Below are 509 nucleotides of genomic sequence, written 5' to 3' on the forward strand. Positions count from 1 at the left end.
GAGCTGGCCGCCCAGGTGGACCGGCGGGTGCGCTGGTACTACACGCCGGTCGCCCGGCAGCGCGGCGAGCAGTCCTGGATCGAGCACCGTGAGCTGATCTCCGCCATCGCCGCCCGGGACGAGCAGTCGGCCACACGTCTGATGCGCGAGCACACCGAGCACACCCGGCGGTCGTACCACGCGCGGGAGGACTCCTGAGGGGCTTTCGTCCGGCCTGAGCGGGGTCGTCCGGAGCCCCGCACCCCCCTCTTTGTCCTGAGAGTGGAAAAAGTAGGGGCCAATTCCTGCGCGACTTCTTCCCACCTCCGGCAGGCGCTGCTACTTGCCCATCCGAAAGCACGCCACACACGGGGCCGGAATCCGGCGCGCACAGCCGACGAGGCGGGGAGGGGCTCGTGAGACGCATGACTGCGCGACCCGCGAACGCCCATCAGGCACGACTGCTCAGGCTGTTGCGCGACGGCGGACCCAACTCCCGTGCCCAGCTGGGCGACCAGGTCGACCTGTCC

At 70.1% G+C, this 509-nt stretch carries 1 protein-coding gene; it reads left to right on the forward strand.

Going from position 1 to position 509, the window contains the following annotated elements:
• On the forward strand, positions 1–198 hold a 198-nt coding region (locus LPA54_RS36700; RefSeq protein ID WP_228984828.1), incomplete at its 5' end, for an FCD domain-containing protein.
• Positions 199–509: the final 311 nt, after the last annotated feature.

This window comes from Streptomyces sp. DH12 (genome assembly GCF_020873895.1).
Taxonomy (GTDB): Bacteria; Actinomycetota; Actinomycetes; order Streptomycetales; family Streptomycetaceae; genus Streptomyces.